The sequence below is a fragment of the Camelimonas abortus genome (assembly GCF_042432745.1).
GTDB classification, from domain to species: domain Bacteria; phylum Pseudomonadota; class Alphaproteobacteria; order Rhizobiales; family Beijerinckiaceae; genus Camelimonas; species Camelimonas abortus.
The window spans coordinates 1,408,531-1,433,886 of sequence record NZ_JBHLWR010000006.1 but is presented as its reverse complement, the minus strand read 5'-3'; the positions used below and the strand labels follow the sequence as shown (position 1 = coordinate 1,433,886).

The 25,356-nt window shown below is 66.5% G+C and carries 33 protein-coding genes; all 33 read left to right on the top strand.

The annotated features are described in order from the left end of the window. Positions 1 to 115 precede the first annotated feature (115 nt). The 33 genes from rpoC to ACFFJB_RS08440 all read left to right on the top strand — a co-directional run bounded on the left by rpoC (position 116) and on the right by ACFFJB_RS08440 (position 25,224). Positions 116 to 4,324 carry a DNA-directed RNA polymerase subunit beta' gene (gene rpoC / locus ACFFJB_RS08600; RefSeq protein WP_376830801.1) on the top strand — a complete coding sequence of 1,403 codons (4,209 nt, stop codon included), beginning with the start codon at positions 116 to 118 and terminating at the stop codon, positions 4,322 to 4,324. A gap of 526 nt (positions 4,325 to 4,850) precedes the next feature. After that, on the top strand, positions 4,851 to 5,222 hold the full coding sequence (rpsL, locus tag ACFFJB_RS08595; protein WP_376830800.1) for a 30S ribosomal protein S12: 372 nt from the start codon (positions 4,851 to 4,853) through the stop codon (positions 5,220 to 5,222). A 102-nt stretch (positions 5,223 to 5,324) separates the two neighbouring features. Further along, the gene (rpsG, locus tag ACFFJB_RS08590; protein WP_376830799.1) at positions 5,325 to 5,795 is read left to right on the top strand and encodes a 30S ribosomal protein S7; all 471 of its coding nucleotides are present in this window, start codon (positions 5,325 to 5,327) and stop codon (positions 5,793 to 5,795) included. 27 nt (positions 5,796 to 5,822) lie between these two features. Beyond that, entirely contained in the window at positions 5,823 to 7,895 is a 2,073-nt protein-coding gene (gene fusA / locus ACFFJB_RS08585; RefSeq protein WP_376830798.1) for an elongation factor G, read from the top strand. Between the two features lie 54 nt (positions 7,896 to 7,949). Beyond that, positions 7,950 to 9,140, top strand: a complete 1,191-nt coding sequence (gene tuf / locus ACFFJB_RS08580; protein WP_376830797.1) for an elongation factor Tu — start codon at positions 7,950 to 7,952, stop codon at positions 9,138 to 9,140. 79 nt (positions 9,141 to 9,219) lie between these two features. Next, positions 9,220 to 9,528, top strand: coding sequence for a 30S ribosomal protein S10 (rpsJ, locus tag ACFFJB_RS08575; RefSeq protein ID WP_188608688.1), 309 nt, complete (start codon positions 9,220 to 9,222; stop codon positions 9,526 to 9,528). Between the two features lie 50 nt (positions 9,529 to 9,578). Continuing rightward, positions 9,579 to 10,316 carry a 50S ribosomal protein L3 gene (gene rplC, locus ACFFJB_RS08570; protein ID WP_376828548.1) on the top strand — a complete coding sequence of 246 codons (738 nt, stop codon included), beginning with the start codon at positions 9,579 to 9,581 and terminating at the stop codon, positions 10,314 to 10,316. Then, a complete protein-coding gene (gene rplD, locus ACFFJB_RS08565) occupies positions 10,316 to 10,936 on the top strand; it encodes a 50S ribosomal protein L4 (RefSeq protein ID WP_376828546.1) in 621 nt (206 codons plus the stop codon). The genes rplC and rplD overlap by 1 nt, the downstream gene beginning before the upstream one ends. Next, entirely contained in the window at positions 10,933 to 11,241 is a 309-nt protein-coding gene (locus ACFFJB_RS08560; RefSeq protein WP_376828544.1) for a 50S ribosomal protein L23, read from the top strand. Before rplD ends, ACFFJB_RS08560 begins: the two co-directional genes overlap by 4 nt. Positions 11,242 to 11,262: 21 nt before the next feature. Beyond that, the gene (gene rplB / locus ACFFJB_RS08555) at positions 11,263 to 12,099 is read left to right on the top strand and encodes a 50S ribosomal protein L2 (RefSeq protein ID WP_376830796.1); all 837 of its coding nucleotides are present in this window, start codon (positions 11,263 to 11,265) and stop codon (positions 12,097 to 12,099) included. 11 nt (positions 12,100 to 12,110) lie between these two features. Further along, positions 12,111 to 12,389 (top strand): 30S ribosomal protein S19, encoded by a 279-nt coding sequence (gene rpsS / locus ACFFJB_RS08550; RefSeq protein ID WP_376828542.1) that lies wholly within the window; start codon positions 12,111 to 12,113, stop codon positions 12,387 to 12,389. Positions 12,390 to 12,391: 2 nt separating this feature from the next. Next, positions 12,392 to 12,772 (top strand): 50S ribosomal protein L22, encoded by a 381-nt coding sequence (gene rplV, locus ACFFJB_RS08545; protein WP_376828540.1) that lies wholly within the window; start codon positions 12,392 to 12,394, stop codon positions 12,770 to 12,772. Between the two features lie 10 nt (positions 12,773 to 12,782). Beyond that, positions 12,783 to 13,493, top strand: a complete 711-nt coding sequence (gene rpsC / locus ACFFJB_RS08540) for a 30S ribosomal protein S3 (protein ID WP_376828539.1) — start codon at positions 12,783 to 12,785, stop codon at positions 13,491 to 13,493. 28 nt (positions 13,494 to 13,521) lie between these two features. Beyond that, positions 13,522 to 13,935: a 50S ribosomal protein L16 gene (rplP, locus tag ACFFJB_RS08535; RefSeq protein WP_376828537.1), complete on the top strand. Its 414-nt coding sequence runs from the start codon at positions 13,522 to 13,524 to the stop codon at positions 13,933 to 13,935. A gap of 10 nt (positions 13,936 to 13,945) precedes the next feature. Continuing rightward, a complete protein-coding gene (gene rpmC, locus ACFFJB_RS08530; protein ID WP_376828554.1) occupies positions 13,946 to 14,155 on the top strand; it encodes a 50S ribosomal protein L29 in 210 nt (69 codons plus the stop codon). Between the two features lie 10 nt (positions 14,156 to 14,165). Then, entirely contained in the window at positions 14,166 to 14,408 is a 243-nt protein-coding gene (gene rpsQ / locus ACFFJB_RS08525) for a 30S ribosomal protein S17 (RefSeq protein WP_376828535.1), read from the top strand. Between the two features lie 99 nt (positions 14,409 to 14,507). Beyond that, positions 14,508 to 14,876 carry a 50S ribosomal protein L14 gene (gene rplN / locus ACFFJB_RS08520; protein ID WP_376828533.1) on the top strand — a complete coding sequence of 123 codons (369 nt, stop codon included), beginning with the start codon at positions 14,508 to 14,510 and terminating at the stop codon, positions 14,874 to 14,876. Continuing rightward, a complete protein-coding gene (gene rplX / locus ACFFJB_RS08515) occupies positions 14,876 to 15,193 on the top strand; it encodes a 50S ribosomal protein L24 (protein ID WP_376828531.1) in 318 nt (105 codons plus the stop codon). The genes rplN and rplX overlap by 1 nt, the downstream gene beginning before the upstream one ends. Next, complete coding sequence (gene rplE / locus ACFFJB_RS08510) at positions 15,186 to 15,824, top strand: 50S ribosomal protein L5 (protein WP_376828529.1); 639 nt, start codon at positions 15,186 to 15,188, stop codon at positions 15,822 to 15,824. The genes rplX and rplE overlap by 8 nt, the downstream gene beginning before the upstream one ends. Before the next feature lie 41 nt (positions 15,825 to 15,865). Beyond that, positions 15,866 to 16,171 carry a 30S ribosomal protein S14 gene (gene rpsN / locus ACFFJB_RS08505; protein WP_376828527.1) on the top strand — a complete coding sequence of 102 codons (306 nt, stop codon included), beginning with the start codon at positions 15,866 to 15,868 and terminating at the stop codon, positions 16,169 to 16,171. 10 nt (positions 16,172 to 16,181) lie between these two features. Further along, positions 16,182 to 16,580, top strand: a complete 399-nt coding sequence (gene rpsH / locus ACFFJB_RS08500; RefSeq protein ID WP_376828525.1) for a 30S ribosomal protein S8 — start codon at positions 16,182 to 16,184, stop codon at positions 16,578 to 16,580. Positions 16,581 to 16,615: 35 nt separating this feature from the next. After that, positions 16,616 to 17,149 (top strand): 50S ribosomal protein L6, encoded by a 534-nt coding sequence (gene rplF, locus ACFFJB_RS08495; RefSeq protein WP_376828523.1) that lies wholly within the window; start codon positions 16,616 to 16,618, stop codon positions 17,147 to 17,149. 9 nt (positions 17,150 to 17,158) lie between these two features. Further along, positions 17,159 to 17,521: a 50S ribosomal protein L18 gene (rplR, locus tag ACFFJB_RS08490; RefSeq protein ID WP_376828521.1), complete on the top strand. Its 363-nt coding sequence runs from the start codon at positions 17,159 to 17,161 to the stop codon at positions 17,519 to 17,521. A gap of 145 nt (positions 17,522 to 17,666) precedes the next feature. Further along, a complete protein-coding gene (gene rpsE, locus ACFFJB_RS08485) occupies positions 17,667 to 18,227 on the top strand; it encodes a 30S ribosomal protein S5 (RefSeq protein WP_376828552.1) in 561 nt (186 codons plus the stop codon). Between the two features lie 11 nt (positions 18,228 to 18,238). After that, positions 18,239 to 18,433 (top strand): 50S ribosomal protein L30, encoded by a 195-nt coding sequence (gene rpmD / locus ACFFJB_RS08480; RefSeq protein ID WP_376828519.1) that lies wholly within the window; start codon positions 18,239 to 18,241, stop codon positions 18,431 to 18,433. A 5-nt stretch (positions 18,434 to 18,438) separates the two neighbouring features. After that, positions 18,439 to 18,912 carry a 50S ribosomal protein L15 gene (rplO, locus tag ACFFJB_RS08475; protein WP_376828517.1) on the top strand — a complete coding sequence of 158 codons (474 nt, stop codon included), beginning with the start codon at positions 18,439 to 18,441 and terminating at the stop codon, positions 18,910 to 18,912. Between the two features lie 109 nt (positions 18,913 to 19,021). Beyond that, entirely contained in the window at positions 19,022 to 20,359 is a 1,338-nt protein-coding gene (gene secY / locus ACFFJB_RS08470) for a preprotein translocase subunit SecY (protein WP_376828515.1), read from the top strand. Beyond that, positions 20,356 to 20,946 carry an adenylate kinase gene (locus tag ACFFJB_RS08465; RefSeq protein WP_376828513.1) on the top strand — a complete coding sequence of 197 codons (591 nt, stop codon included), beginning with the start codon at positions 20,356 to 20,358 and terminating at the stop codon, positions 20,944 to 20,946. The genes secY and ACFFJB_RS08465 overlap by 4 nt, the downstream gene beginning before the upstream one ends. 176 nt (positions 20,947 to 21,122) lie before the next feature. Next, positions 21,123 to 21,491, top strand: coding sequence for a 30S ribosomal protein S13 (gene rpsM / locus ACFFJB_RS08460; RefSeq protein WP_376828511.1), 369 nt, complete (start codon positions 21,123 to 21,125; stop codon positions 21,489 to 21,491). A gap of 105 nt (positions 21,492 to 21,596) precedes the next feature. Beyond that, positions 21,597 to 21,986: a 30S ribosomal protein S11 gene (gene rpsK, locus ACFFJB_RS08455; RefSeq protein ID WP_376828509.1), complete on the top strand. Its 390-nt coding sequence runs from the start codon at positions 21,597 to 21,599 to the stop codon at positions 21,984 to 21,986. A gap of 102 nt (positions 21,987 to 22,088) precedes the next feature. After that, positions 22,089 to 23,108, top strand: a complete 1,020-nt coding sequence (locus tag ACFFJB_RS08450; protein WP_376828507.1) for a DNA-directed RNA polymerase subunit alpha — start codon at positions 22,089 to 22,091, stop codon at positions 23,106 to 23,108. An 87-nt stretch (positions 23,109 to 23,195) separates the two neighbouring features. Then, the gene (gene rplQ, locus ACFFJB_RS08445; protein WP_376828505.1) at positions 23,196 to 23,609 is read left to right on the top strand and encodes a 50S ribosomal protein L17; all 414 of its coding nucleotides are present in this window, start codon (positions 23,196 to 23,198) and stop codon (positions 23,607 to 23,609) included. A gap of 205 nt (positions 23,610 to 23,814) precedes the next feature. Then, complete coding sequence (locus ACFFJB_RS08440; protein ID WP_376828503.1) at positions 23,815 to 25,224, top strand: Do family serine endopeptidase; 1,410 nt, start codon at positions 23,815 to 23,817, stop codon at positions 25,222 to 25,224. The last annotated feature ends 132 nt before the right edge of the window (positions 25,225 to 25,356 follow it).

Here is a 25,356-nt window from a genome sequence, read left to right as displayed (position 1 = left end):
TTTGCGTCAGCGCGCGCCCCGGTCAGCCGGGGCGCCTTTTTCCGGTGAAGCCCGCGGGCTTCCGGGGAAGGGACGGGCGCCAGCCCCCCTTCCGCACGAATTTCAGGAGATGGTGATGAATCAAGAGGTCATGAATCTCTTCAACACCCAGGCGCCGGCGCAAAATTTCGACAGGATCAGGATCTCGATCGCCAGCCCTGAAAAAATCCTTTCGTGGTCGTACGGCGAGATCAAGAAGCCGGAGACGATCAACTACCGCACGTTCAAGCCCGAGCGCGACGGCCTGTTCTGCGCCCGCATCTTCGGTCCGATCAAGGACTACGAGTGCCTGTGCGGCAAGTACAAGCGGATGAAGTACAAGGGCGTCATCTGCGAGAAGTGCGGCGTGGAGGTCACCCTCGCGCGCGTGCGGCGCGAGCGCATGGGCCACATCGAGCTGGCCGCCCCGGTGGCGCACATCTGGTTCCTCAAGTCGCTGCCGTCGCGCATCGGCCTGCTGCTCGACATGACGCTCAAGGACCTTGAGCGCATCCTGTATTTCGAGTCCTATGTGGTCCTTGATCCGGGCATCACCCCGCTCAGGGAGCGCCAGCTGCTGTCCGAGGAGGAGTACCTGCGCTGCCAGGACGAGTACGGCGAGGACAGCTTCACCGCCAAGATCGGCGCCGAGGCCATCCGCGACATGCTGCGCGACATGGACCTCGAGAAGATCGCCGCCGGCCTGCGCGACGAGATCGCCACCACCACTTCTGAGCTGAAGCCGAAAAAGCTGATGAAGCGCCTCAAGATCATCGAGGCGTTCCAGCAGTCCGGCAACCGTCCCGAGTGGATGGTGATGACGGTCATTCCGGTGATCCCGCCGGACCTGCGTCCGCTGGTTCCGCTGGACGGCGGCCGTTTCGCCACCTCCGACCTGAACGACCTCTACCGGCGCGTCATCAACCGCAACAACCGCCTGAAGCGCCTGATCGAGCTGCGCGCGCCCGACATCATCATCCGCAACGAGAAGCGGATGCTGCAGGAGGCGGTGGACGCGCTGTTCGACAACGGCCGCCGTGGCCGCGTCATCACCGGCGCCAACAAGCGTCCGCTCAAGTCGCTGGCCGACATGCTGAAGGGCAAGCAGGGCCGCTTCCGCCAGAACCTGCTGGGCAAGCGCGTCGACTACTCCGGCCGTTCGGTGATCGTGGTCGGCCCGGAGATGAAGCTGCACCAGTGCGGCCTGCCCAAGAAGATGGCGCTGGAGCTGTTCAAGCCGTTCATTTATGCGCGCCTTGACGCCAAGGGCTACGCGTCCACCGTGAAGCAGGCCAAGAAGCTGGTGGAGAAGGAGAAGCCGGAAGTCTGGGACATCCTCGACGAGGTGATCCGCGAGCATCCGGTGATGCTGAACCGCGCCCCGACGCTGCACCGCCTCGGCATCCAGGCCTTCGAGCCGGTGCTGATCGAGGGCAAGGCCATCCAGCTGCATCCGCTGGTCTGCGCCGCGTTCAACGCCGACTTCGACGGCGACCAGATGGCCGTGCACGTCCCGCTGTCGCTTGAAGCGCAGCTGGAAGCGCGCGTGCTGATGATGTCCACCAACAACATCCTGCATCCGGCCAACGGCTCGCCGATCATCGTGCCGTCCCAGGACATCGTTCTGGGCCTGTACTACATGTCGATGATGGCCGACGGCGAGCCGGGCGAGCACCGCCCCGGCAACGCCCGCAACCCGATGCAGGGCGTCTATGGCGACATCGGCGAGCTGGAGCACGCCCTCGCCAGCCGGGTGGTGACGCTGCACACCAAGATCAGGTACCGCTGGACCGGCGTGGACGAGAACGGCCAGACCTACAGCCGCTTCTATGACACGACGCCGGGCCGCGTGCTGCTGTCGCGCGTGCTGCCCAGGCATCCGCGCCTGACCTTCGACGTGGTCAACAAGCTGATGACCAAGAAGGAGATCCAGGCGCTCATCGACCTCGTCTACCGCACCTGCGGCCAGAAGGAGTCGGTGATCTTCTGCGACCGCATCATGGCGCTGGGCTTCTCGCACGCCTGCCGCGCCGGCATCTCCTTCGGCAAGGACGACATGGTCGTGCCGCCGAACAAGTGGGAGATCGTCGAGGCCACCCGCGCGCTGGTCAAGGATTACGAGCAGCAGTACCAGGACGGCCTGATCACCCAGGGCGAGAAGTACAACAAGGTGGTGGACGCCTGGGCGAAGTGCTCGGACAAGCTCGCCGCCGAGATGATGGCCTGCATCTCCCGCGTGGAGAAGGACGAGAACGGCCGCGACAGGCCCGTGAACTCCATCTACATGATGGCCCACTCGGGCGCCCGCGGCTCGCCGGCCCAGATGAAGCAGCTCGGCGCCATGCGCGGCCTGATGGCCAAGCCCTCGGGCGAGATCATTGAGAGCGCCATCGTCTCGAACTTCAAGGAAGGCCTGGACGTGCTCGAGTACTTCAACTCGACGCACGGCGCCCGCAAGGGTCTGGCCGACACCGCCCTGAAGACCGCCAACTCGGGCTACCTGACCCGCCGCCTGGTGGACGTGGCCCAGGACGCGGTGATCCGCGAGACCGACTGCGGCTCCACCAAGGGCATCACCATGCGCGCCATCGTCGACGCCGGCCAGGTGGTGGCGTCGCTGGTGTCGCGCGTCCTTGGCCGCACCGTGGCCGACGACGTGGTTGACGCCGACGGCAACGTCATCGTCGCCAGGGGCGAGATGGTGGAGGAGAAGCACATCGACGCCATCAACGCCGCCAACATCCAGCAGATCCGCATCCGTTCGGTGCTGACCTGCGACAGCAAGAACGGCGTGTGCGCCACCTGCTACGGCCGTGACCTGGCGCGCGGCCACACGGTGAACCTCGGCGAGGCGGTGGGCGTCATCGCGGCGCAGTCGATCGGCGAGCCGGGCACGCAGCTCACCATGCGCACCTTCCACATCGGCGGCGCGGCGCAGATCGCCGACCACTCGTTCCTCGAGAGCAATTTCGAGGGCACGGTGAAGATCCGCAACCGTCACGTGGCCCGCAATTCGGACGGCGACCTGATCGCGCTGGCGCGCAACATCTCGATCGTCATCCACGGTCCGGACGGCGCCGAGCGCGCGGTGCACCGCGTGCAGTACGGCGCCCGCCTGCGGGTGGACGACGGCGACACGGTGAAGCGCGGCCAGCGTCTGGCCGACTGGGATCCCTACACCCGCCCGATCCTCACCGAGGTGGACGGCGTGGTCGCCTATGAGGACCTGGTGGAAGGCGCGTCGCTGACCGAGACGGTGGACGAGTCCACCGGCATCGCCAAGCGTCTGGTCACCGACTGGCGCGGCAGCTCGCGCGGCTCCGACCTGAAGCCGGCCATCGCCATCATGCAGGGCGACAAGGTCGCGCGCCTGCAGCGCGGCTCGGAAGCCCGCTACCTGCTGTCGGTGGACGCCATCATCGCCGTCGATCCGGGCGCCCATGTGAAGGCGGGCGACGTGCTGGCCCGTATCCCCATGGACAGCGCCAAGACCCGCGACATCACCGGCGGTCTGCCGCGCGTGGCGGAGCTGTTTGAGGCGCGCCGTCCCAAGGACGCCGCCATCATCGCCGAGAAGTCGGGCACCATCCGTTTCGGCCGCGACTACAAGAACAAGCGCCGCATCACGCTCGAGCCGCATGACGGTTCGGAGCCGGTGGAGTACCTGATCCCGAAGGGCAAGCACATCCACCTGCAGGACGGCGACGTGGTCGAGGTCGGCGACTTCATCGTCGACGGCAACCCGGCGCCGCACGACATCCTCGCCATCAAGGGCGTGGAGGAGCTGGCCGCCTACCTGGTCAACGAAATCCAGGAGGTGTACCGCCTGCAGGGCGTGACGATCAACGACAAGCACATTGAGGTGATCGTCCGCCAGATGCTGCAGAAGGTCGAGATCACCGATCCGGGCGACAGCGACTTCATGGTCGGCGAGCAGGTGGACCGCTTCGACCTGCATGAGGCCAACCAGGCGCTGGAGGCCGAGGGCAAGAAGCCGGCGTCGGGCAATCCGGTGCTGCTCGGCATCACCAAGGCCTCGCTGCAGACCCGCTCGTTCATCTCGGCCGCCTCGTTCCAGGAGACCACGCGGGTGCTCACCGAGGCGGCGGTCAATGGCCGCTGCGACAATCTCGAAGGCCTGAAGGAGAACGTGATCGTCGGCTCGCTGATCCCGGCGGGCACCGGCGCCATCGCCGCGGCCCTGCGCGAGGTGGCGCGCCGGCGCGACGAGCTCATCCTGGCGCAGCACCGCAAGCCGGCCCCGACCCCGGCGGCGCCGCCCGCGGCGCTGCCGCCTGCGGAGTAAGCCGCGGTTACGCTAACGGGGGCCGCCCGCCGGGCGGCCCCTTCCTTTTGGCGCCCGCCGCGGCAGCGGCGCCGCAGGAGACGGCGGCCGGCGGGGCAGGGCGGGAAAGCGCGCCTGTTAACGGAACGTCAAGGGGTTGGCGCCGCGGGCGCAGCCGGCGCTCCGGTTGACGAAGCCCGACTCGTCCGGTAGAAGAACCCCGCACGACAGGCTGTAGGCCAGTTGAGATCCGGGCGCCTGCCTGGACCATACGCCTAAACGCTGTCCTCCAAGCACCCCTGACCTTGGTCAGACGTCATTCTCTGGGGGCACGATCGCGCACACGCGTGATCCTCTGCACGTGGCGCGCCGGAGGCTGGAAGGGCCGAAGGCGCAAATTCGTTTTGGTCGCGCGCGATTCGTGCGTTGGCGGAACGGGTCGGGGGCGGGAATTCTGGCGGTGCGAGCGCGTCGGCAAGTCCGTGCGCGACACTGGAAGTATTGGTGGCCGTGCGGGAAACCGGCGGCATTCGGAAGAGAGAACTCGATGCCGACGATCAGTCAGCTCATTCGCAAGCCGCGTGTTGCGCCGAAGGCTCGCGACAAGGTTCCGGCGCTCCAGGCCTGCCCGCAGAAGCGCGGCGTGTGCACGCGCGTCTACACCACGACGCCGAAGAAGCCGAACTCGGCCCTGCGTAAGGTCGCCAAGGTGCGCCTGACCAACGGCTTCGAGGTGATCGGCTACATCCCGGGCGAGGGGCACAACCTGCAGGAGCACTCGGTGGTCATGATCCGCGGCGGCCGCGTGAAGGACCTTCCGGGCGTGCGCTACCACATCCTGCGCGGCGTGCTCGACACCCAGGGCGTCAAGAACCGCAAGCAGCGCCGTTCGAAGTACGGCGCCAAGCGTCCGAAGTAATGTGGTCCGTCGCGGGTAGCGCTTCGCCCGCGACGCCGCTAACCGAATTGATGCGCCGCCGGCCGGTGGGGTGTGGTGGCGAAGTTTTGCAAGGGCTAGCAGATGTCCCGTCGTCACAGCGCCGAAAAGCGTGAGATTATTCCAGACGCCAAATACCATGACGTGGTCGTGACCAAGTTCATGAACTCGATCATGTATGACGGCAAGAAATCCGTCGCGGAAGCGATCGTGTACGGCGCTTTCGACGCGATCGAGGCCAAGACCAAGTCTGACCCGCTGGAGATTTTCAGGCAGGCTCTCGATAACGTCGCTCCGGCGATCGAGGTTCGCTCCCGCCGCGTTGGCGGTGCCACCTATCAGGTGCCGGTGGAAGTGCGCGCCGAGCGGCGCCAGGCGCTGGCCATCCGCTGGATCATCCAGGCGGCCCGCAACCGCAACGACCGCACCATGGTCGAGCGTCTGTCGGCCGAGCTGCTCGATGCGTCGAACAACCGCGGCAACGCGGTGAAGAAGCGTGAGGACACGCACCGCATGGCCGAAGCGAACCGTGCGTTCTCGCACTATCGCTGGTAACGCGCCGACGGCTCCGGAGATACGACAATGGCTCGCAGTCACGCCATCGAGGACTACCGTAATTTCGGCATCATGGCCCACATTGATGCCGGAAAGACGACCACGACCGAACGCATCCTGTACTTCACGGGCAAGAACCATCGCATCGGCGAGACCCATGACGGCGCCGCCACGATGGACTTCATGGAGCAGGAGCAGGAGCGCGGGATCACCATCACCTCCGCGGCGACCACCTGCTTCTGGCGCGGCAAGCGCCTGAACATCATCGACACGCCCGGCCACGTCGACTTCACGGTCGAGGTGGAGCGTTCGCTGCGCGTCCTCGACGGCGCGATCTGCGTGCTGGACGGCGCCCAGGGCGTCGAGCCGCAGACCGAGACCGTGTGGCGGCAGGCCGACAAGTACGACGTGCCGCGCATCGTGTTCGTCAACAAGATGGACAAGGTCGGCGCGGACTTCTACCGCTGCCTTGACGACATCGTTGACCGCGTCGGCGGCAAGCCTGTCGCCCTGCAGATTCCGGTCGGCGCCGAGAGCGACTTAAAGGGCGTGGTCGACCTGATCACCATGAAGGCGCTTACGTGGGACGGCGACGCCGGTCATCCGCCGGCCGTCGGCGAGATCCCGGCCGAGCTGGCGGACAAGGCCGCCGAGTACCGCGCCAGGATGGTCGAGGCCTGCGTCGAGCTCGACGACGACGCCATGACCGCCTACCTGGAGGGTCAGGAGCCGGACGAGGACACCATCCGTCGCCTCATCCGCAAGGGCGTGGCCGAGCGCGCGTTCCATCCGGTGCTGTGCGGCTCCGCCTTCAAGAACAAGGGCATCCAGCCGCTGCTCGACGCCGTGGTCGACTACCTGCCGTCGCCGGCGGACCGCGTCGCCATCGAGGGCGTGCTGCCTGGCTCCGAGGAGCCGGCCTCCCGCAAGCCCTCCGACGCCGAGCCGCTGTCGGTGCTCGCGTTCAAGATCATCGACGACCCCTTCGTCGGCACCATCACCTTCTGCCGCGTGTACTCGGGCAAGCTCGAGTCCGGCCAGAGCGTGCTGAACTCCACCCGCGAGAAGCGCGAGCGCGTGGGCCGCATGCTGCTCATGCACGCCAACAACCGGGAGGACATCAAGGAGGCTTACGCCGGCGACATCGTCGCCTTGGCCGGCCTGAAGGACACCCGCACCGGCGACACGCTGTGCGATCCGGTCAAGCCGATCATCCTTGAGCAGATGGACTTCCCCGAGCCGGTGATTACCATCGCCATCGAGCCGAAGTCCAAGGCCGACCAGGAGAAGATGGCCATCGCCCTGGCGAAGCTGGCGGCGGAGGATCCGTCCTTCCGCGTGTCGACCGATCCGGAGTCCGGCCAGACCATCCTGCGCGGCATGGGCGAGCTGCACCTCGACATCAAGGTCGACATCCTGCGTCGCACCTACAAGGTCGAGGCCAATGTCGGCGCCCCGCAGGTGGCCTATCGCGAGACCATCACCCGGTCCCAGGAAGTCGACTACACCCACAAGAAGCAGACCGGCGGCACCGGCCAGTTCGCCCGCGTCAAGCTGCTCGTGGAGCCGAACGAGGCGGGCGGCGGCTTCGTTTTCGAGTCGAAGATCGTCGGCGGCGCCGTGCCGAAGGAGTACATCCCGGGCGTCGAGAAGGGCCTGCAGAGCGTGCTCACCTCGGGCGTTCTCGCCGGCTTCCCTGTGGTCGACATCAAGGTGACGCTGCTGGACGGCGCCTACCACGAGGTCGACTCCTCGGCCTTGGCGTTCGAGATCGCCTCGCGCGCCGCGCTGCGTGAAGCCCTGCAGAAGGGCGGCCCGGTGCTGCTCGAGCCGATCATGAAGGTGGAGGTGGTGACCCCCGAGGATTACACGGGTTCGGTCATCGGCGACCTGAATTCACGTCGCGGCCAGATCCAGGGCCAGGACATGCGCGGCAACGCCGTGGTCATCAACGCCATGGTGCCGCTGGCCAACATGTTCGGCTACGTGAACCAGCTCCGCTCCTTCAGCCAGGGGCGCGCCAACTACACCATGCAGTTTGACCACTACGAACAGGTTCCGGCCGCCGTGGCGCAGGAGGTTCAGGCGAAATACGCCTGAGCCTTGCGGCGCCAGCCCGGACCATCCGTAATCTGACGTTTCAGGGAGCCTCAAATGGCCAAAGAGAAATTCACGCGGACGAAGCCGCACTGCAACATTGGCACGATCGGCCACGTTGACCATGGCAAGACGTCGCTGACTGCTGCGATCACGAAGGTCCTTGCCGAGAAGGGCGGCGCGTCGTTCACGGCGTATGACCAGATCGACAAGGCTCCGGAGGAGAAGGCGCGCGGCATCACGATCTCGACGTCGCACGTTGAGTACGAGACGGACAAGCGCCACTACGCGCACGTGGACTGCCCCGGTCACGCGGACTACGTGAAGAACATGATCACGGGCGCGGCGCAGATGGACGGCGCGATCCTTGTGGTTTCTGCCGCTGACGGTCCGATGCCGCAGACCCGCGAGCACATCCTGCTTGCGCGGCAGGTTGGCGTTCCGGCGCTTGTCGTTTTCATGAACAAGGTCGACCAGGTTGACGATCCGGAGCTTCTGGAGCTGGTTGAGCTTGAGATCCGTGAGCTTCTTTCGAAGTACGAGTTCCCTGGGGACGACATTCCGATCGTGAAGGGCTCGGCGCTGATGGCGCTTGAGGACAAGTCTCCGGAGATCGGGCGGGACGCGATCCTGAAGCTGATGGAGGCGGTTGACGCGTACATTCCGCAGCCTGAGCGTCCTGTTGACCAGCCGTTCCTGATGCCGGTCGAGGACGTGTTCTCGATTTCGGGGCGCGGCACGGTTGTGACGGGCCGTATTGAGCGCGGCATCGTGAAGGTTGGCGACGAAGTCGAGATCGTCGGCCTGAAGCCGACGCAGAAGACGACGGTTACCGGCGTCGAGATGTTCCGCAAGCTTCTGGACCAGGGCGAGGCTGGCGACAACATCGGCGCGCTGCTTCGCGGCGTGAAGCGCGAGGAGGTTGAGCGCGGTCAGGTTCTGTGCAAGCCCGGCTCGGTGAAGCCGCACACGAAGTTCAAGGCCGAGGCGTACATCCTGACGAAGGAGGAGGGCGGCCGTCACACGCCGTTCTTCAACAACTACCGTCCGCAGTTTTACTTCCGCACGACGGACGTGACCGGCGTGGTGAAGCTGCCTGAGGGCGTTGAGATGGTGATGCCGGGCGACAACGTGGCGATGGAGATCGAGCTGATCGCCCCGATCGCCATGGAGGAGAAGCTGCGCTTCGCCATCCGTGAGGGCGGCCGCACCGTCGGCGCCGGCGTCGTCTCCTCGATCATCGAGTAAACCGCTGGGTCCGGGACGCGCCGGATTGTGACGGCGCGTCCTTTTCTGTTGCAGTACGTCGGCCCGGAGGGGTCTTATGATCAACGGTCAGAATATCCGAATTCGCCTCAAGGCGTTCGATCATCGCATCCTCGATGCGTCGACCCGTGAGATCGTCTCGACGGCGAAGCGGACGGGCGCCCAGGTTCGCGGCCCCATCCCGCTGCCCACCCGCATCGAGAAGTTCACGGTCAACCGCTCGCCTCATATTGACAAGAAGTCGCGTGAGCAGTTTGAGATGCGCACCCACAAGCGCGTTCTCGACATCGTTGACCCGACTCCGCAGACCGTGGACGCGCTGATGAAGCTCGACCTGGCCGCTGGCGTCGACGTCGAAATCAAGCTCTGACGAGCGTTAACGCCGACCTTTCGCCTCGGCACGCCTTAGAGGATACGCAAATGCGCTCAGGCGTCATTGCACAGAAGGTGGGGATGACACGCATCTTCACCGAAACGGGCGAGCACGTGCCCGTCACCGTTCTTAAGCTCGACCAGTGCCAGGTGGTCGCGCACCGCACCGTCGAACGCAACGGCTACACCGCCGTTCAGGTCGGCGCCGGTTCGGTCAAGGTCAAGAACGTCAGCCGCGCCATGCGCGGTCACTTCGCGAAGGCCAATGTGGAGCCGCGCCGTCGTCTGGCCGAGTTCCGCGTGGCTCCTGAGCACCTGATTCCCGTGGGCGCCGAGATCACCGCAGATCACTTCGTCCCGGGCCAGTACGTGGACGTGACCGGCACCTCGACCGGCAAGGGCTTCGCCGGCGGCATGAAGCGCTGGAACTTCGGCGGCCTGCGCGCCTCGCACGGCGTTTCGATCTCGCACCGCTCGATCGGCGGCACCGGCGGCCGCCAGGATCCGGGCAAGGTGTTCAAGGGCAAGAAGATGCCCGGACACCTGGGCGTCGAGCGCGTCACCACCCAGAACCTGAAGGTGGTGCAGACCGACCCCGAGCGCGGCCTGATCCTTGTGCAGGGCGCCGTTCCGGGCGTCGCTGGCGGTTGGATCATGGTTCGTGATGCGGTAAAACGCCCGCTCCCCAAGGACGCTCCTCTCCCGGGCGCGTACCGCGAGCGCGGCGCGGCCGCTGCAGAGGCTGCTTCGGAGGCTCCGGCCACTGACGGTCAGGAGACGACGTGATGAAATTTGAAGTCACCACGCTTGACGGGCAGAGCGCCGGTCAGGTCGACGTCAGCGACGCGATCTTCGGCCTCGAGCCCCGCGCTGATCTTCTTCACCGCTACGTGCGCTGGCAGCTTGCCCGCCGTCAGGCCGGCACGCACGCCGCCAAAGGCCGCTCCGACGTGGCCCGCACCGGCAAGAAGATGTACAAGCAGAAGGGCACCGGCAGCGCCCGTCACGGCGCCGCCAGCGCTCCGCAGTTCCGCGGCGGCGGCAAGGCCTTCGGCCCCGTCGTTCGCGACCATGCGCATGACCTGCCGAAGAAGGTCCGCGCCCTCGCCCTGCGCCACGCCCTGTCGGCGAAGGCGAAGGACGGCGCCATCGTGGTTCTCGACAAGGCGGTCGCCGCCGAGCCGAAGACCAAGGCGCTGCGCGGCCAGCTGGACAGGCTCGGCCTGAACAGCGCCCTCGTCGTTGACAGCGGCGAGCTGGACGTGAACTTCGGTCTCGCTGCGCGCAACATCCCGAACGTTGACGTGCTGCCGGTGCAGGGCATCAACGTTTACGACATCCTTCGCCGTGAGAAGCTCGTGCTGACCAGGGCGGCAGTCGACGCGCTGGAGGCGCGCTTCAAATGAGCAGCACTCGCCCCACTGACGTGCGCCACTACGACGTGATCATCGCTCCGGTGATCACCGAGAAGGCCACCATTCTGTCCGAACAGAACAAGGTTGTCTTCCGTGTGGCCAAGAATGCAACCAAGCCTGCGATCAAGGCGGCGGTTGAGAAGCTGTTCAACGTGAAAGTCACGAGCGTCAACACGCTCGTCACCAAGGGCAAGGTCAAGCGGTTCCGCAACACCGTTGGCCGTCGCTCCGACGTCAAGAAGGCCATTGTCACCCTGGCGGACGGCGAGTCCATCGACGTGACGACCGGTCTGTGAGCGGATACGGGAACCTGAGCAATGGCACTTAAATCCTTTAATCCGGTTACCCCGGGCACGCGCCAGCTGGTCCTCGTCGATCGCTCGCAGCTGCACAAGGGCAAGCCGGTCAAGGCGCTGACGGTCGGCAAGGCGTCCACCGGCGGCCGCAACAACTATGGCCGCATCACGGTGCGTTTCCGCGGCGGCGGCCACAAGCAGAGCTACCGTCTGGTTGACTTCCGTCGCCGCGACCGCCTCGGCGAGCCCGCGGTTGTGGAGCGCCTGGAGTACGATCCGAACCGCACGGCGTTCATCGCGCTGATCCGGTATCCGGACGGGCAGCTGTCCTACATCCTTGCGCCGCAGCGTCTGGCTCCCGGCGACACCGTGGTCGCCGACACGCAGGCGGACATCAAGCCCGGCAACGCCATGCCGCTGGCCAACATGCCGATCGGCACGATCGTGCACAACGTCGAGACCAAGATCGGCAAGGGCGGCTCCATCGCCCGCTCGGCCGGCGCCTATGCGCAGATCGTCGGTCGCGACCATGGCTACGTGATCCTGCGGCTCAGCTCCGGCGAGCAGCGGCTGGTGCATGGCCAGTGCTTCGCCTCCGTGGGCGCGGTGTCCAACCCTGACCATATGAACACCAATATGGGCAAGGCGGGCCGCCGTCGCTGGCTGGGCCAGCGTCCGCACAACCGCGGCGTTTCGATGAACCCGATCGATCACCCGCACGGCGGCGGCGAGGGCCGCACCTCGGGCGGTCGTCACCCGGTCACTCCGTGGGGCAAGCCGACGAAGGGCAAGCGCACCCGCTCGAACAAGCGGACCGACGCGCTCATCGTCACCAGCCGGCACAAGCGGAAGAAGTAAGGAACCGCACCATGGCGCGTTCAGTATGGAAAGGTCCGTTTGTCGACGGATACCTCCTCAAGAAGGCCGAGGCCGCCCGTGCGTCCAGCCGTTCGGAAGTCGTGAAGATCTGGAGCCGCCGCTCCACCATCCTTCCGCACTTCGTCGGTCTGACGTTCGGCGTCTACAACGGCCAGAAGCACATCCCCGTTCTGGTGACCGAGGAAATGGTCGGCCACAAGTTCGGCGAGTTTTCACCCACCCGCACGTACTACGGTCATGCGGCTGACAAGAAAGCGAAGAGGAGGTGAGCATGGGCAAGCCTGCGAATCCCCGCGCTCTCGCTGACAACGAGGCCCGCGCCGTCGTGCGCAACCTCCGCGTCTCGCCGCAGAAGCTGAACCTCGTCGCCCAGCTCATCCGTGGCAAGAAGGTGTCCCGCGCCCTGGCTGACCTCGAGTTCAGCCGCAAGCGCATCGCCGTCGACGTGCGCAAGGCGCTGCAGAGCGCCATCGCCAACGCCGAGAACAACCACGATCTCGACATCGACGATCTGGTTGTGGCCGAGGCCTTCGTCGGCAAGGGTCTTGTCATGAAGCGGTTCCACGCCCGCGCCCGCGGTCGCGGCACGCGTATCGAAAAGCCGTTCTCGAACCTCACCATCGTGGTTCGCGAAACGCCTGCGTCAGCCTGAGGACGGGACTATGGGTCAGAAGGTTAATCCGATTGGTCTTCGCCTCGGCGTCAACCGCACCTGGGACTCCCGGTGGTTTGCGCGCAAGGGCGAGTACGGCAAGCTGCTGCACGAGGACGTGCGCATCCGCGAGACGCTGCGCAAGATGCTGAAGCAGGCCGCTGTTTCGCGCATCGTGGTGGAGCGTCCGCACAAGAAGTGCCGGGTCACCATTTACTCGGCCCGTCCGGGCGTCGTGATCGGCAAGAAGGGCGCGGACATCGACAAGCTGCGCAAGACCGTGGCGAAGATGACCGACGCGGACGTGTCGATCAACATCGTCGAGGTGCGCAAGCCCGAGATCGACGCCACCCTGGTGGCGGAGTCGATCGCCCAGCAGCTCGAGCGTCGCGTGGCCTTCCGCCGCGCCATGAAGCGCGCCGTGCAGTCGGCGATGCGTCTGGGCGCCGAGGGCATCCGCATCAACTGCTCCGGCCGTCTTGGCGGCGCCGAGATCGCGCGCCTGGAGTGGTACCGCGAGGGTCGCGTTCCGCTGCATACGCTGCGCGCCGATGTCGATTACGGCACGGCGACCGCGTTCACCACCTACGGCACGTGCGGCATCAAGGTCTGGATCTTCAAGGGTGAGATCCTGGAGCATGATCCCATGGCCCAGGACAAGAAGATGAACGATGACGGCGGCCGCTCGCAGGCGCGTCGTGGCGCTGACGCGTCCCGCTGACGGGGCGCGGAGGCCAGGAGCATAAGCAATGCTGTCGCCCAAGAGAACCAAGTTCAGGAAGCAGTTCAAGGGCCGTATCCATGGCGTCGCCAAGGGCGGCACCGAGCTCAACTTCGGCGAGTTCGGCCTGAAGGCCCTTGAGCCCGAGCGCATCACCGCCCGGCAGATCGAGGCGGCCCGCCGCGCCATCACGCGCCACATGAAGCGCGCTGGCCGCGTGTGGATCCGCATCTTCCCGGACGTTCCGGTCACCAACAAGCCGACCGAAGTGCGTATGGGCAAGGGCAAGGGCTCGCCGGAATACTGGGCGGCCCGCGTGAAGCCCGGCCGCATCATGTTCGAGCTTGACGGCGTGAGCGAGGAGATCGCCCGCGAGGCGCTCCGCCTCGGCGCCGCCAAGCTCCCGATCAAAACGCGCTTCGTGCAGCGCATCGCTGAGTGAGGAAGTGGCGATGAAAAAGAAGGACAGGCTCGCCGACCTCCGGCGGATGTCGCCCGAGCAGCTGGCCGAAGAGCTGGTGAAGCTGAAGAAGGAGCAGTTCAATCTGCGCTTCCAGCGTGCTACAGGGCAGCTGGAAAACACGAATCGCGTGCGTGAGGTCCGTAGGGACATCGCCCGCATCCGCACGCTGCAGGCCCAGCCTGCCGCGCCGAAGGCTTGAGGAGGCGGGAATGCCGAAGCGCGTTCTCCAGGGAACGGTCGTCAGCGACAAGGGCGACAAGACTGTGGTGGTGAAGGTGGAGCGTCGCTTCACCCATCCGCTGTTCAAGAAGACTGTGCGCCGCACCAAGAACTACCATGCCCACGACGAGGGCAATGAGTACCGGGTCGGCGACGTTGTGCTGATCCAGGAATCGCGTCCGATCTCGAAGACGAAGTCCTGGGTCGTTCTGGGGAAATCAGGCCAGGCCTGATTTCTTCCCGAAACAAGGCGAGGGGACGCCAGATCCCCGTCAGTCGTAGTCCGGCGTCGCCGCGCCGGAAACCGGCTGAGACAGAGAAAGGATCTTGCCATGATCCAGGTGCAGACAAACCTTGATGTCGCGGACAATTCCGGCGCGCGCCGCGTGATGTGCATCAAGGTGCTTGGGGGCTCCAAGCGCAAGTACGCCAGCGTGGGCGACATCATCGTGGTCTCCGTCAAGGAGGCCATTCCGCGTGGTCGCGTGAAGAAGGGCGACGTCATGAAGGCGGTGGTCGTGCGCACCGCCAAGGACATCCGCCGTCCCGACGGCTCGGTGATCCGTTTCGACGGCAATGCCGCGGTTCTCATCAACAACCAGAAAGAGCCGATCGGCACCCGTATCTTCGGGCCGGTGCCGCGCGAGCTGCGCGCCCGCAACCACATGAAAATCATTTCGCTCGCCCCTGAGGTGCTCTGATGGCTGCGAAGATCAAGAAGGGCGACAAGGTGGTCGTCCTCACCGGTCGTGACCGGGGCAAGACCGGCGAAGTCATCCAGGTCTTGCCGAAGGAAGGGCGCGCCATCGTTCGCGGCGTGAACCTGGTCAAGCGTCACCAGCGCCAGACCGCGACGACGCAGGGCGGCATCATCACCAGGGAAGCCCCGCTGCATCTGTCGAACATCGCCATCGCCGATCCCAGGGACGGCAAGGCGACCCGCGTTGGTTTCAGGATTCTGGAAGATGGTCGCAAGGTGCGCGTCGCCAAGCGTTCCGGGGAAGTGATCGATGGCTGAGAAAGACAGCAAGAAGGTCGCCAAGACCAAGGCGCCGAAGGCTGAAGCCGGCGCCGGCGCCGGCGTGCGCCCGCGCGCTCCGGAAGGCTATGTGGCCCGTCTGCGCGCCCACTATGAGAACGTCGTCCGCCCGAAGCTGATCGAGGAGTTCGGCTACGCCAACCCCATGCAGGTTCCGCGCATCGAGAAGATCGTGCTGAACATCGGCGTGGGCGAGGCGACCGGCGACAGCAAGAAGGCGTCCGTCGCGGCCGAGGACCTGTCGCTCATCGCCGGCCAGAAGGCCGTGGTGACGCGCGCCCGCAAGGCGATCGCCACCTTCAAGCTGCGCGAGAACATGCCGATCGGCGCGAAGGTGACGCTGCGCAACACGCGCATGTACGAGTTTCTTGACCGCCTGATCACGATCGCGCTGCCGCGCGTTCGCGACTTCCGGGGACTGAATCCGAAGTCCTTTGACGGCCGCGGCAACTATGCCTTCGGCATCAAGGAGCACATCATCTTCCCGGAGATCAACTACGACAAGGTCGACACGATGTGGGGCATGGACGTGATCGTCTGCACCACGGCGAAGACCGACGCCGAGGCGCGCGCGCTTCTCAAGCACTTCAACTTCCCGTTCCGGCAGTGAGCAGGCCTCCTGCTCATACGCGGACACCGGAGACATAAAGTATGGCCAAGAAAAGTTCGGTTGAGAAGAACAAGAGGCGTCAGAAGCTGGTCGAGAAGTACGCCGGCCGGCGCGCCCGTCTTCTCGCGATCGCCGAGGACCGGAACCGCCCGATTGAGGAGCGTTTCGAGGCGGTCCTCAAGCTGGCGCAGCTTCCGCGCAACTCCAGCCCGACCCGCGTGCGTAACCGCTGCGAGGTCACCGGGCGTCCCCGCGGTTACTACCGCAAGCTCAAGATGTCGCGTATCGCGCTTCGCGAGCTTGGGTCGCAGGGACTGATCCCGGGTCTGGTCAAGTCGAGCTGGTAAGGAGAGCGCCATGGCAGTGAATGATCCCATCGGCGATCTGTTGACCCGCATCCGCAACGCGCAGATGCGCCGCCGTCCCCGCGTCACCAGCCCTGGCTCCACCCTGCGCGCCCGCGTGCTCGAGGTGCTGCAGCAGGAGGGCTACATCCGCGGGTTCACCGTGACCGAATATGGCAACGGCCGCACCGAGTTCGACATCGAGCTCAAGTATTATGACGGCCAGCCCGTGATCCGCCGGATCGAGCGCGTTTCCAAGCCCGGTCGCCGGGTTTACGCGTCGGTCGAGTCCATGCCGCGCGTCGCTGACGGCCTTGGCGTCACCATTCTCTCCACGCCCAAGGGCGTCATGGCCGATCATCAGGCCCGGGAATGCAACGTGGGCGGCGAAGTGCTCTGCAAGGTCTTCTGACCGGCAGCGTTGTCGAACCCACGGGGGACCATATTATGTCTCGTATCGGAAAAAAGCCGGTGTCCGTGCCGTCCGGCGTCACTGCGACGGTCGAGGGGCAGCTGGTCAAGGTCAAGGGCGCGAAGGGCGAGCTGTCCTTCCGCGTTCCTGATGACGTCACCGTCAAGCTGGAGGACGGCGCCATCAGCGTCGCTCCGGTCAATGAAACCAAGAAGGCCCGGTCGCTCTGGGGCATGGCCCGCTCGCAGGTGAACAACCTTGTCGAGGGCGTGACGAAGGGCTTTGAGAAGAAGCTGGAGATCAACGGCGTCGGCTACCGCGCCGCCATGTCCGGCAAGGTGCTGAAGCTCTCGCTGGGCTTCAGCCACGACATCGACTATCCGGTGCCGGAGGGCGTGACCATCGCCACCCCGAAGCCGACCGAGATCGTGGTGTCGGGCATCAACAAGCAGCAGGTCGGCCAGGTGGCGGCGGAAATCCGCGCGTTCCGCGGTCCCGAGCCTTACAAGGGCAAGGGCGTCAAGTACGCCGACGAGTTCATCTTCCGCAAGGAAGGCAAGAAGAAGTAAGGATCGCACATGGCTTCGAAGCACGGTTCGGGCGAGCGCCGCAAGGCTCGCGTTCGCCGCTCCATTCGGGCCGCCGCCAACGGCCGTCCGCGGCTGTCGGTGTTCCGGTCCTCCAAGCAGATTTACGCCCAGATTATCGACGATACGAAGGGCGTCACCCTTGCGGCCGCCTCCACCCTGGAGAAGGATGTCCGCGCCACGCTTCGTACGGGCGCTGACGTGGAGGCCGCGAAGGTGGTCGGCCGTCTGGTCGCCGAGCGCGGCCTCGCCGCCGGCGTGAAGGATGTGGTCTTTGACCGCGGCTCGTACATCTACCACGGCCGCGTCAAGGCCCTGGCTGAAGCTGCCCGTGAGGGCGGTCTCAACTTCTGACGCGTCCGCGACGCCAGGATGGCTGACATCGGGCCGCCCGGAACGGGGGGCCTGGCGCCAGCCATTTTTGGCGTTTGCGCCAGAAGCGTTCGCGGCATTGTCCAGCGAGCGGGGAGGGCCGCGCCCCCGCGAAAGTGAGATGGTTATGGCAAGAGACAGGCAGCCGCGCGAAGAGCGCGAGCGCGACAGCGAATTCGTTGATCGCCTTGTTCACATCAACCGCGTCGCCAAGGTCGTGAAGGGTGGCCGCCGCTTCGGCTTCGCCGCCCTCGTGGTCGTTGGCGACCAGAAGGGCCGGGTCGGCTTCGGCCACGGCAAGGCCCGCGAGGTGCCGGAAGCGATCCGCAAGGCCACCGAGGCGGCCAAGCGGTCCATGATCCGCATTCCGCTGCGCGAGGGCCGCACCCTGCATCACGACGTGCAGGGCCGCTGGGGCGCCGGCAAGGTCATCATGCGCGCCGCCGCGCCGGGCACCGGCATCATCGCCGGCGGTCCGATGCGCGCCGTGTTCGAGACCCTGGGCGTGGCCGACGTGGTGGCCAAGTCGCTCGGCTCCTCCAACCCCTACAACCTGGTCCGCGCCACCATTGAGGCGCTGAAGCAGGAAGAGAGCCCGCGTTCCGTCGCCGCGCGCCGCGGCCTCAAGGTTTCGAGCCTGCAGGCCCGCCGCCGTGACGCCGGCGCCGACGCGGCCGCCGAGGCGTGAGGGAGGCTGACATGGCGAACCAGGGCAAGACCATCACGGTCGTGCAGATCGGCAGTCCGATCCGTCGCAAAGCCAGCCAGCGCGCCACGCTGATTGGCCTCGGGCTCAACAAGATCAACCGGCGCTCGACGCTGCCCGACAACGCCGCCACCCGCGGCATGATCGAGGCGGTGAAGCACCTCGTTCGCGTCGTCGACGGGGAGTGAGAAACATGAAGCTCACAGACATTCGCGATAATCCCGGCGCGTCGAAGAAGCGCATGCGCATTGGTCGCGGCATCGGCTCCGGCAAGGGCAAGACCGGCGGCCGCGGCGTGAAGGGTCAGAAGTCGCGCGCCGGCGTCGCCATCAAGGGCTTCGAAGGCGGCCAGATGCCGATCCACCGCCGCCTGCCCAAGCGCGGTTTCAACAACATTTTCCGCAAGGACTACAACGAGGTGAACCTCGGCCGTCTGCAGCAGGCCATCGACGCCGGCAAGCTGGACGCGTCCGCGCCCATCAACGTTGAAGCCCTTGTGGCCGCCGGCGTGGTCAGCAAGCCGCGTGACGGCGTGCGCGTGCTCGGCGTGGGCGAGATCCGCTCCAGGGTGTCGCTGCACGTTGCCGGCGCTTCCCGCTCTGCCGTAGAAGCGGTGGAGAAGGCGGGCGGCTCGGTGACGATTCTGGGCGCCGCCGCCGAGGGCTGACAGGCCCTCGGGCGGACACGCCACCGTCTGAAGTTACGTCACATTTACAGACGGCCCGACATGCGGGGGGCGACCAGCCGCCTCCCGCCCCGGGCCCGGGGACAAGCGCATGGCATCGGCAGCGGAACAGCTCGCGTCCAGTCTCAGTCTCAGCTCGTTCGCCAAGGCGGAGGAGCTGAAGAAGCGGATCTGGTTCACGCTGGGAGCGCTGATCGTCTACCGGCTCGGAACCTACATTCCGCTGCCTGGCGTTAATCCGGACGCGGTGGCGGAGATCTTCCGGCAGACCCAGGGCGGCGTCCTCGGGCTGTTCAACATGTTTTCCGGCGGCGCTGTCGGGCGAATGGCCATCTTCGCCCTGAACATCATGCCGTACATCTCGGCCTCCATCATCATCCAGCTGCTGACCAGCATCGTGCCCTCGCTGGAGCAGCTGAAGAAGGAGGGCGAGCAGGGCCGCAAGGTCATCAACCAGTACACCCGCTATCTCACCGTCGTGCTGGCCGTGTTCCAGGCGTGGGGCATCGCCGTCGGCCTCGAGAGCTCGCCCAATGTGGTGCTTGAGCCGGGGCTGTTCTTCCGCATCTCCACGGTGATCACGCTGCTGGGCGGCACCATGTTCCTGATGTGGCTGGGCGAGCAGATCACCTCGCGCGGCATCGGCAACGGCGTGTCGCTGATCATTTTCGCCGGCATCGTCGCCGAGCTGCCCCAGGCCGTGGCCGGCACGCTCGAGCTTGGCCGCCAGGGCGCGCTGTCCACCGGCCTGATCCTTGGCGTGCTGGTCATGGCGGTGGCGGCCATCGCCTTCATCGTCTACATGGAGCGGGCGCAGCGGCGCCTGCTGATCAACTATCCCAAGCGGCAGGTGGGCAACCGCCTGTATGAGGGCCAGACCTCGTTCCTGCCGCTGAAGCTGAACACCGCCGGCGTCATTCCACCCATCTTCGCCTCTTCGCTGCTGCTGCTGCCGACCACCATCGCCAGCTTCTCGGCGGCGGGCGACGGCACGGGCGTGCTCGCGACGCTGTCGGCCTATCTCGGTCACGGACGGCCCCTCTACATCGTGCTGTACGTGGCGCTGATCGTGTTCTTCGCGTTCTTCTACACGGCCATCGTCTTCAACCCGTCGGAGACGGCGGACAACCTGAAGAAGCAGGGCGGCTTCATCCCCGGCATCCGTCCGGGCGAGCGCACCGCCGATTACATCGACTATGTGCTGACCCGGATCACGGTGATCGGCGCGGCCTACCTAGCTCTCATCTGTCTGCTCCCGGAACTGCTGATCTCCTACGCCTCGCTTCCGTTCTACTTCGGGGGCACCTCGCTGCTGATCGTGGTGACGGTGACCATGGATACGGTGGCGCAGGTGCACGGCCATCTGCTCGCGCACCAGTACGAGGGTCTCGTGAAGAAGGCCAAACTCAAAGGGGGACGGCGTAAATGAGACTGATTCTTCTTGGACCGCCCGGCGCCGGCAAGGGAACCCAGGCGAAGCGGCTGGTGGAGCGGTATGGCGTGCCGCAGCTCTCCACCGGCGACATGCTCCGCGCCGCGGTGGCCGCCGGCACGCCGGTCGGGCTGAAGGCCAAGGCGGTGATGGACGCCGGGCAGCTGGTCTCTGACGAAATTGTTATCGGCATCATCGCTGACCGTATCGGGGAGGAGGACGCGCGCAAGGGCTTCATCCTCGACGGCTTTCCGCGCACCGTCGCCCAGGCCGAGGCTCTCGACGCCCTGCTGGCGCAGAAGGGCCTGAAGCTGGACGCGGTCATCGAGCTGGTGGTCGACCAGGATGGTCTGGTAAACCGCATCATCAACCGCGCCAACGAGTCGCGCGCAAAGGGCGAGCCGGTGCGGGCCGACGACGATCCGGACGTCTTCAGGACCCGTCTGGCCGCCTACAACCGCGACACCGCCGTGGTCGCGCCCTACTATGAAAAGAAGGGCCAGCTGACGAAGGTGGACGGCAACCAGCCGATCGACGCGGTCAGCGGCGCGCTGTTCGCGCTGCTCGACAAGGTTGACGCCTGACCCGTTTGGGGTTAACAGGTCGCAACTTTTCGGGCGGCGCCGGTCTGCTGCGGCAGGTACGGCGCCGCCCGCATTGGTGTTTCCCGCGAGGGCCGGCCTCCACCGGACGCGGGCATTGCCGCGAAGGCGGCGCAACGTAAGCCCGGCGCGCAGTCGCCGGCCACATGGAGACGACATTGGCTCGTATTGCTGGCGTTAACATCCCTACCAACAAGCGCACCATCATCGCGCTTCAGTACATTCACGGCATCGGGCCGAAGTTCGCGGCCGAGATCTGCGAGAAGGTCGGCATTCCGGCCGAGCGCCGCGTGAACGAGCTGACTGACGCGGAGGTTCTGGCGATCCGCGAGACCATCGACCGCGACTATGTCGTGGAAGGCGACCTGCGTCGCGAAGTGTCGATGAACATCAAGCGGCTGATGGACCTGGGCTGCTATCGCGGCCTGCGCCACCGCCGCGGCCTGCCGGTGCGCGGCCAGCGCACCCACACCAACGCCCGCACCCGCAAGGGCAAGGCCAAGCCGATCGCCGGCAAGAAGAAGTAAGCCGTACTGTCGCGGCGCGTGGAGGCGGGGATCCGTCCGTGCGCCTCCGCGCCACATCATGTCCCGAGCGCCTGGCGTAACGGGCGCGCCTGAAGGAAAATATGCATGGCCAAGGAAGTCACCCGCGTTCGCCGTCGTGAGCGCAAGAACATCGTCTCCGGCATCGCGCATGTGAACGCCAGCTTCAACAACACGCTGATCACCATCACGGACGCGCAGGGCAACACCATCTCCTGGTCGTCCGCCGGCACCATGGGCTTCAAGGGTTCGCGCAAGTCGACCCCGTACGCCGCCCAGGTGGCCGCCGAGGACGCGGCCCGCAAGGCCGCCGAGCACGGCATGCGCACCCTCGAGGTCGAGGTTTCGGGGCCGGGTTCGGGCCGTGAGTCGGCCCTGCGCGCCCTGCAGGCCGCCGGCTTCACGATCACCTCCATCCGCGACGTCACGCCGATCCCGCACAACGGCTGCCGCCCGCGCAAGCGTCGGCGGGTCTGATCCGTCTCGCCCCGGTCCCTGCGGCCGGGGCGCCGCCATTCGCTGCGCGCGGCCTTTTCCTGGCGGCGCGCCGCCTTTCAAGAGATCCGCAGAGGTGTGCTCGTGATCCAGAAAAACTGGCAGGAACTGATCAAGCCGGGCAAGCTCGAGGTGTCGGGCAGCGACGACCGCAGGCACGTGGCCACCCTGGTGGCGGAGCCCTTGGAGCGCGGCTTCGGCCTGACGCTCGGCAACGCCTTGCGGCGCGTCCTGCTGTCGTCCCTCCAGGGCGCGGCGGTGACCGCCATCCAGATCGACGGCGTCCTGCACGAGTTTTCCTCGGTGCCGGGCGTGCGTGAGGACGTCACGGACATCGTCCTCAACGTCAAGATGATCGCCATCCGCATGCAGGGCGAGGGGCCCAAGCGCATGACGCTGCGCAAGCAGGGTCCGGGTCTCGTCACCGCCGGCGACATCAACACCCCTGGCGATATCCAGATTCTCAATCCGGACCTGCCGCTGTGCACGCTGGACGACGGCGCCGAAGTGCGCATGGAGTTCACCGTCAACACCGGCAAGGGCTATGTTCCGGCCGAGCGCAACGCTCCGGAGGACGCGCCCATCGGCCTGATCCCGGTGGACAGCATCTACAGCCCGGTGCGCAAGGTGTCCTACCGCGTCGAGAACACCCGCGAGGGCCAGATCCTCGATTACGACAAGCTGACCATGGAGGTCGAGACCGACGGCTCCGTGTCGCCCGAGGACGCCGTGGCCTACGCCGCGCGCATCCTGCAGGACCAGCTGTCGATCTTCGTCAACTTCGATGAGCCCCGGCGCGAGGAGGCCGGCGCCTCCGCCGCTCCGCAGCTGCCCTTCAACCCGGCGCTGCTCAAGAAGGTGGACGAGCTGGAGCTGTCGGTCCGTTCGGCCAACTGCCTCAAGAACGACAACATCGTCTACATCGGCGACCTCATCCAGAAGACCGAGGCGGAGATGCTCCGCACCCCGAACTTCGGTCGCAAGTCGCTCAACGAGATCAAGGAAGTGCTCGCCACGCTCGGCCTGCACCTCGGCATGGAGGTTCAGGGCTGGCCGCCGGAGAACATCGAGGATCTCGCCAAGCGCTTCGAAGAGCACTACTGACTTCACCAGTCCCCCGGCCTTGAGGGCCGGCAAGGAAGAGAGCGGCCGTTCCGTGGCACGGCGGCCGCATAAATACGGAGAAAGCCAATGCGTCACGGTTTCGCGCACCGCCGTTTCAGCCGCAGCTCGGCTCACCGCAAGGCGATGTTCGCCAACATGGCCGCCGCGCTCATCAAGCATGAGCAGATCATCACCACGCTGCCCAAGGCCAAGGACCTGCGCCCGATCGTCGAGAAGCTGGTGACGCTCGGCAAGCGCGGCGACCTGCACGCCCGCCGTCAGGCCATCGCCCGCCTGCGCGACCTTGACCAGGTGCGCAAGCTGTTCGACGTGCTCGGCCCGCGTTACAAGGACCGCAACGGCGGCTACCTGCGCATCATGAAGGCCGGCTTCCGCTATGGCGACAACGCGCCGCTCGCCGTCATCGAGTTCGTTGACCGTGACGTGGAGGCCAAGGGCAAGGACTCCGGTCCGACCCAGGAGGCCGCTTCCGGGGAGTGATGTCGCGCAGACCCGGTTTTCGAAGGGCGGTGGCTTTCCACCGCCCTTTTTCTTTGCCCGGCCTTGCGCCAAATTTCGTCCCGGTTCGCCGGCTAGCCCTGCGCGTGAACGCCAGGCCGGCCGTCGCCGGCGGCAACGGAGACGACTGATGCGATGGGATGACAGGATAACCGCGGCGCGGCCGCGCCGCGCAAGGGGCGCGCCCTTGCGCCGCCCGGGCCTGGCGGCCGCGCTGGCGCTCGCGGTGATCGCGGCCGCGCCCGGCGCCGCTCCGGCGCAGGAGCGGCAGGCTCCGCAAAGCCGCGCGGAGGTGCAGCTGTCGTTCAGTCCCGTGGTGCGCCGGGCGGCGCCGGCGGTGGTCAACGTCTATGGCGCGCGCGTCGAGCGGCGCGCGCAGAACCCGCTGTTCGACGATCCCTTCTTCCGGCGCTTCTTTGGCGGCGATTTCGGCGTGCCGCGCGAGCGGGTGGCGCGCTCGCTGGGCTCGGGCGTGATCGTCGATCCCTCCGGCGTCATCGTCACCAATTACCACGTCATCGAGAACATGACCGAGGTGAAGGTGTCGCTGGCGGACCGGCGGGAGTTCGACTGCGACATCATCCTGCGCGATCCGCGCACCGACCTCGCCGTGCTGCGCATCCGCGAGAAGGGGCTGAAGCTGCCTGCCATGGAGCTGGGCGATTCCGACGCGCTGGAGGTGGGCGACCTGGTGCTGGCCATCGGCAATCCGTTCGGCGTGGGCCAGACGGTGACGCAGGGCATCGTCTCGGCCCTGGCGCGCACCCAGGTTGGCGTCGGCGACTACCAGTTCTTCATCCAGACCGACGCGGCCATCAATCCGGGCAATTCCGGCGGCGCCCTCGTGGACATGAAGGGGCGGCTGGTGGGCGTCAACAGCGCCATCTATTCGCGCAGCGGCGGCAGCGTCGGCATCGGCTTCGCCATTCCCGCCACCATGGTGCGCACCGTGGTGAATTCGGCGCTGAGCGGCGGCCGGCTGGTGCGCCGGCCGTATTTCGGCGGCCAGCTGCAGGCGGTGACCCAGGAGATCGCGGAAAGCCTCGGGCTGGAACGGCCCGCCGGCGCGCTGGTCGCCGGGCTGGCTCCGGGCGGCCCCGCCGAGCAGGCTGGGCTGAAGCGCGGCGACGTCATCCTCGCCGTGGACGGCCAGAGCGTGGATGATCCGGAGGCGTTCGGCTACCGCTTCGCCACCCGGCCGATGGGCGGGCAGGCCAGGCTCACCGTGCTGCGCGGCGGCCGGCGGGAGACGCTGGCCATCCGCCTCGCGCCGGCGCCGGAAACGCCGGCGCGCGACCTGGTGAAGCTGCCGGCGCGCACGCCGTTCAGCGGGGCCACGGCCGCCAATCTCTCCCCGGCGGTGGCCGAGGAGCTTTCCATGGACCTCTCCGCCCGCGGCGTGGTTCTGTATGAGGTGGCGGAAGGCTCCCCAGCCGCCAGCGTCGGCCTGCGCAGGGGCGACGTCGTGCTGGCGGTGAACGGTGAAAAGATCGGCAGCTCGCGCGCGCTTGGCGCGGCGCTGCAGCGGCGCACGCGCTACTGGGAGATCGCCATCCGCCGCGACGGCGAGGTGTTCACCCTGGCGCTCGGCGGCTGAGCCGGGACGCGCCGCCAGGCGCGCGCCGGACCCCGCACATGACGCAGCCGCCCGGCGTGACCGGGCGGCTTTCCGTTTCGCCGGCCTGCGCCTCGGGCCGCCGCGTCGCCCGGCGCCGCAGCAGGGCGGCGC